At 28.7% G+C, this 6,388-nt stretch carries 6 protein-coding genes; all 6 read right to left on the bottom strand.

Annotation, left to right across the window (positions count from 1 at the left end; all coding sequences use genetic code 11):
• On the bottom strand, positions 1-275 hold a 275-nt coding region (locus KKE07_00875), incomplete at its 3' end, for a hypothetical protein (GenBank protein MBU4269416.1).
• Positions 269-2,584, bottom strand: coding sequence for a hypothetical protein (locus tag KKE07_00870; protein MBU4269415.1), 2,316 nt, complete (start codon positions 2,582-2,584; stop codon positions 269-271). The genes KKE07_00870 and KKE07_00875, both read right to left, overlap by 7 nt.
• A gap of 24 nt (positions 2,585-2,608) precedes the next feature.
• Positions 2,609-3,730, bottom strand: a complete 1,122-nt coding sequence (locus KKE07_00865) for a hypothetical protein (protein MBU4269414.1) — start codon at positions 3,728-3,730, stop codon at positions 2,609-2,611.
• A 101-nt stretch (positions 3,731-3,831) separates the two neighbouring features.
• Complete coding sequence (locus KKE07_00860; GenBank protein ID MBU4269413.1) at positions 3,832-5,187, bottom strand: response regulator; 1,356 nt, start codon at positions 5,185-5,187, stop codon at positions 3,832-3,834.
• Position 5,188: 1 nt separating this feature from the next.
• A complete protein-coding gene (locus KKE07_00855) occupies positions 5,189-5,935 on the bottom strand; it encodes an ATP-binding cassette domain-containing protein (GenBank protein MBU4269412.1) in 747 nt (248 codons plus the stop codon).
• A 10-nt stretch (positions 5,936-5,945) separates the two neighbouring features.
• Positions 5,946-6,388, bottom strand: a 443-nt coding sequence (locus KKE07_00850; GenBank protein MBU4269411.1) for an ABC transporter permease, incomplete at its 5' end; no start/stop codon positions are given.

Raw genomic sequence — 6,388 nt, 5'->3', positions numbered from 1 at the left:
ATTACAATTCCTGTTGGTATGGATATGAATGCTTGATCATAATTGCCAAAAGAGGAAGAAATTTCTTTTATGGCATTTATAATTTCATCTTTGTGTTCTTTTTTATTATTTAAATTAAAATTTTTTGTATCGGCTTTTTTAATAATAGTTTGAGTTCTTGTTGCCAAAACTTTTACAGCACTTACTTTTTTTTCTTCCAAATAATAACTTACTATTGTTTGGGAGTATATTCGCTTATTTTTAAAAAATTCGGGCAAAAAGATTTGTTTTAGCATTCTAAGCCCTTTCTCGATTTTAAATTAAAGCGATTTTTTTGTGATTTATTTAAAGCAATTATATTGGATTCTTTTTTTGCTTCTTTAACATTATTTTGATATGCGTCGATATCATCGGTTCTTTCAGTATTTGATCTATAGTATGGATCATTTTTTATATCTACTGTTGTTGGTTGATGTTTTCCATTTGCAAAATCTACAATTTTATTTGAATATTTTTTACCTTTTTCTGTAAAAAACCATGTATCTATAGGATCTTTTATGTCGCCGGAATCGGTGACTTCATCTACAGATTTTCTAGCTTGCTCCAATTTCATTTTTGCATAATGATTTGTGCCAGGAGTGCCTCTTGGTTTTATTATTGTAGGAGATATAAAAATAAAAATATGTTTTTTGACAAGATCTTTACTTTTTTGCTTAAAGAACCATCCCAAAATTGGAATATCACCCAAAATTGGAGTTTTAATAAAATTATCGGACATTTCATTTTTTATAAAACCACCAAGTGCAATTACCTGTCCGTTTGCGACGGTAACATCTGTAGTTACAGATTTTTTATCATGACTTCCTGTTTTATCTATAAAATCATCAATAGTAATTTCTATATGTAACCTTACCATTCCGTCTATATTTATTTGTGGCGTTATTTTTATATCTGTTTTTGCTTCATCAGGTTGTTTTGATACTGAAGTGCTTCCCATTATTTCTTCTTTTGTTATATATATTTTTTCACCATAATTTATGTTGCCGGTTACCTTATTTGATACAGTTATAAATGGTTGAGTCAATACACTTGTTCCGGTTTGATAACTTAAGGCCTTAAATGCTCCCCAAATATTTGTATCGGGACCAAATGTTAAGATTGTTGATCCTAATGCATCGGTAACTGCATTTATCATATTTCCAAGAAGATTTTTATAGCCGGAATCAGGGGTATCTGCTGTCACCATTACGCCGGTTTCATTTGGCGATTGAAAATTAATATGTTTTCCAATTTGTCCGGATTTTTTATTTCTTATAGCCCCACCCAAAAATTTATTATCTTCGGCGCTTATCGTTACAAACATTGTTTCAATTGCAACTTGAGGTTGGGGTTTATCCAAATCTTTTATAGTTTTTTCCAATAGCTGCCAATCTTGTTTATCTGTTGATGAAACAACTAATCTATTACCATCTTTATCTACGGCAAAATTCATTGCTTTAAAATATTTTACGCCATCTCTTACCGCACCATATTTTTGAGCCTGTTCACCCAAAATAGAAACATCGGTTACTTTTTCAAGTATTGTTTTAATTTGTTCTGCATCGGTATTTTGTAATTCATAAATATGTAAAGGCGATGTAACTTCTCTAAGTTCCGTATCAATATGATTGACAATAAATTCTACAATTTTATCTACAGAATTTTTTGTTCCCAATAAAATTAAAGAGTTTGTTCTTTCTTCGGCAATAATTTTAGTTGTTGAAGAAAAATATTGTAAATTTGATTCGGCTTGTTTACCTAAAAGTCTGGCAAGTGGACTTAGGCCTTCGGATTTTCCAAGTAAGCCACCCTCTTCAAATAATTTTTTAACATCTATGGCATTTACTCTTTTTAGTTTTAAAACATATACGGCTTCTTTAAGTCCTGTTTGATCTAAAGCCAATATAACTTTCATTGCAGCTTTTATATTGTATGATTTGTCGACTATTATAAATCCGTTAACATCCGGATATGGTATTAGTGAATGTTCAGGGCTTAACATTCCATCAAGTAAGCCTTGAATGCTTCCTACATCTATATTTTCTAAAAATGTTACATAACGAATATTTTCATCCCTATCCGGAAGTGAATCTACCGGAACATTGATATATGCAGGTAATGGTTGTTTTGTTCGAGTATTACGTGGAACAATTACATGTACATCGCCATTTTTTATTATACTGAAATTAGACATTTCCAAAACTGTAAGAAATACATCCCAAGCTTTGTCAACGGTTAAAGGTTCTCTAATTGTTAAAGAAATTTTAACACCTTCCAAGGCTTTATCCGGAACAAGATTTATTTTTTTAATTTCAGAAATATAATTTATAAAATTTGAAAGTTCTGCATTTTCAAAATTTAAATAAATATTTTTTTCTTCTGTTACAGCTTCAGAATTTTTTGATGCTTGCTTTTCAAGTTTTTTTATTTCCGTGAGATTTTGATCGGCTGTGTTATCTTGTATAGGATTTTCAGTTGATAAAATTTCTGCATTTTCCAATTCTTTTGTATAAATTAGACTTGTGGTCGAGAGTAATAATATTAAAAATAATTTTTTATTGTTCATATTTATTCCATTTATTAATTTATACTACCTGATCCTTCTTTCCTGTGATCGTGATTGCATGCTCTCTAAAATTCGCTTTCTTATTTCTGAAATTATATCTTCCTGTTTTGGCGTTTTATGTTCTTCTTCAAATTTTCTTAGTTGAGCTTCTCGTTCTTGATCCGGGCTCATTTTTAATTCTGTTTCCGGTTTTGTTGGTTCTACCGGAGCTTGTGCCGGATCTATAAAAAATATTTTTTTAGGTTTTTCTATTTTTTGTAAATTATAATTCAATGTTACCAAATCGCCATTTCTATTTAAATTTATTTTTATTAAATCACCAATTTTTGAATCCAAAATTTTATCAAAAGCTTTAATTCTATCTTTTTCATTTGCAGTTGTTATTCCATTTATGTTTAAAATTATATCGTCTTTTAAAACTCCTAAATTATTTAAAAGTTCTTCATTTTCAATTTTTCCTATTCTTATTCCTATTATTTTTCCATTTTCATATGCAGGAAGCATGGAAAATTTTTCCATAGCCTGTCCTAAAGAGCCTATATTTTCTGCAAATAACTTTGGATCTACAATAAAATTTGTTGCATTTGTTTTGTTTATGATATTATTCCATTTCTCCGGAACTACTTTTTGATATATGCCTTCGGGTCTTAAAAGATACGCTTCTTGTTGTCCATTTACGCGTAAAAGAATAATTTTATTTTTTGATATTTTTATTATTTGTCCATCTTTAACCATATCGCCAAGATGATAAACCTTTTCTCGATTTGATTCGTCCAAAATCATGGCTGCACTTTTTTCTTCATTTTCTGTTGCTATTATGCCACTTAATTTTAAATTTAAAGTATCCACAAACGTTTGTTTTTCAGGCTCGGGAATCGGAATTATTTGATGTGGTATATATTCCGGAATTGGCGTAATAAGCTCTTTTTTTACCGGTTCCGGTATTGATGTTTGGGAATATGTATCAAAAATATCGAATTGATATATGTGTTCGGGTTCTAATTTTTTATCAATTTTCTTTTCTTCTGTTTTTGCTGTAGGCATTCTTAAGACAGGAACATCCTGTTTTAAGAATAAATTTAAAAGTACTGAAAATATAAAAATAATTAAAAGCGAACTATTTAAAATCCATAGTGGTTGCTTCATAACTAAATCACCCTTCTTGAAAGAATGAAAATAATTTTCTCATTCATATTTTGTCAAGTAATTTATAGAGTCGCTATTTTTTGTTTTTTTAAATAATATTATTAACTCTTAATAACTAAATTTAATTTTTGTATTTTTTCTTTAAGTTGTATTACTGACATATTTAAAATATTTGCTGTCTGTTTTATATCGTACATGTTTTTTTTAAGTAAATAAAATAAATATTTTTTTTCAAAACTATTTGTTGCTTCTTTCAGTGAGTTAAATTTTGTAAATGTTTGTTCTTCTATAAAATCTAATTTTTTTTCTTCTATATATTTTGTTAAATCCAAATCATCAATAATTTTATCATTTTCTTTTGTTGCTTTTACGATATATGAAATTAAATTTTTGAGCTCTGTAACGTTACCTGTCCAATCATGATTTCTTAATATTCTTATTGCTTTTGTATCAAATATTATTGATTTATTATTTGTATTGTTATTTTCTTTTAAAAAATAATCGCATAACAATGGTATATCATAGCGTCTTTTATTTAATGAAGGTACTTCTATGGGCGTTATATTCAATAAGTGAAAAAGTGCTCCATTAAATAGGTTGTTTTTTACTAGAAAGTACAAGTCTTCAAGACTTGAAGCTATTAGTTTCTTTTGACTATTTTTATTTTGCTCCAAGTACTTTAATAACAAATTTTGATTTTCAGGACTTAGTTTATTTATGTGTTTTATGTATAAAATTGAGTTATTATTGAGGACTGGATCCCGGATCAAGTCCGGGATGACAGACGCAGGATGCGGGTCTTTTGTTTTGTAAAAATTATTTATAATATCTGTAATTTCTTTATTGTTAAAACTTGAACAATTTATGGTAATTAAATCAGCGTTTTTGAAAATACTATTTTTGTGTAAATATTCAACAAATAAACTTTTTCCTGTTCCATGTTCTCCATAAATTAATAGAGGATATAAAAGATCTTTAATTTGATTTATTTGTTGCACAAGCTCTAAAAATAGATAGCTTTGGCCAATTATTTTTGGATTTGTATTGATACTTGAATTTTCTAAATTTAAATTTGTTTGATCGATATTTTTTTTATTATTTAAAAATTTTATTTTAGTTAAAATTTCGTCCAAGTTTAGAGGCTTTTCTATAAAATCCAGAGCTCCCTTTTTAAGACATTCAATTGCTATGGATATATTTCCAAATCCTGAAATCATAATAACATTTATATTTGGATATTCTTTTTTAATTTGTTCCAATGTTTTTATTCCATTGCAATTGGGCATAAAAATATCCAATAATACCAAATCGGGAATAAGTTTTCCTATTAGATCAATACTTTTATTGCCGTCATTAAGCGTTTCAACTTGATAACCTTCATCAGATAAAATATCATTTAAGCTTTTTAATATTGGCTGTTCATCATCAATAACAAGTATTAGTGGATCATTGTTCATGCTAATATACCTTTGTAATTGGTCCTTCTTCCAAGCCGCGTATAAATTGATAAATATATGGATTTTGACAATCCCAAATATTTTCAGTAGGTCCTGTATAAATTATTTTCCCCTCATGCAACATTGCAACCGTTTTTGCATATTTAAATATTTCAATATCATGAGATATGACAATTGTGGTTGCATTTAGATCTTCATGTGTTTTTTTAATCAATTCATGAATAAGTTTTACAGTAATTGGATCCAGGCCTGTAGTTGGTTCATCATAAATCAGTATTTGAGGGCTAAGCATTAGTGTTCTTGCCAGTCCAACTCTTTTTTTCATGCCGCCTGAAAGCTCAGCAGGATATTTATACAAAACATCTTCACCCAAACCCACACTTTTTAATCTTCTAATTACTTCAGGTAAAACTTGATCTTGCGAATAGTCATTTTCAAGTAATGTTATACCTATATTTTCAAATACATTTAGAGAGTCCAATAAGGCTGCAAACTGAAAAACATAACCGCATTTTTTGTAAACTTCTTGTAATTCTATTTTTGTTAATTTAGAAATATTTTGGCCATCTATTATAATTTCGCCTGCATCAGGTTTTATTAGCCCTATTATTTGTTTTAGTAGGACAGATTTTCCCTCACCTGATCTACCAATGATGGCTAAAAAATCATTATTTTTGATAGTGAGATCAAGCCCTCTTGTTATTTTTTTATCGCCAAATGATTTTGTTAAATTTTTTATTTCTATCATATTTTCACCATTAAAACATAAGCGCTGTTAATATATAATCTGCAATAAATATTATAACGTTTGCAAGAACAACGCTTTGTGTGGTTGAAATACCAACGCCTTTAGCTCCTCCGGTTGTTGTGTAGCCTTTATAAGTACTCACCAGCGAAAGAAGTAAGCCAAAAAATACTGCTTTAATTATGCCATTTGTTATATCGGAGAATACTACACTTTCTTTGATTGCCTCTGTATACATTTCAGAACTAATGCCAAGAACATAAACGGACATAAAATAACCGGCAAGTATTCCACAAAGTGAGCAAAATATAGATAAAAAAGGTATTATAATAGTTGATGCAAATATTCTTGGAACAATCAGATATTGTTTTACATCTATACAAAGAGTTTGTAATGCGTCAATTTGTTCTGTTATTCGCATCGTCCCTATTATAATACCTTTTTTATCTATATTTT

This window comes from Candidatus Dependentiae bacterium (assembly GCA_018897535.1).
GTDB lineage: Bacteria > Babelota > Babeliae > Babelales > UASB340 > UASB340.
The sequence above is the reverse complement of the archived record's forward strand: the minus strand, read 5'-3'. Positions and strand labels throughout refer to the sequence as shown.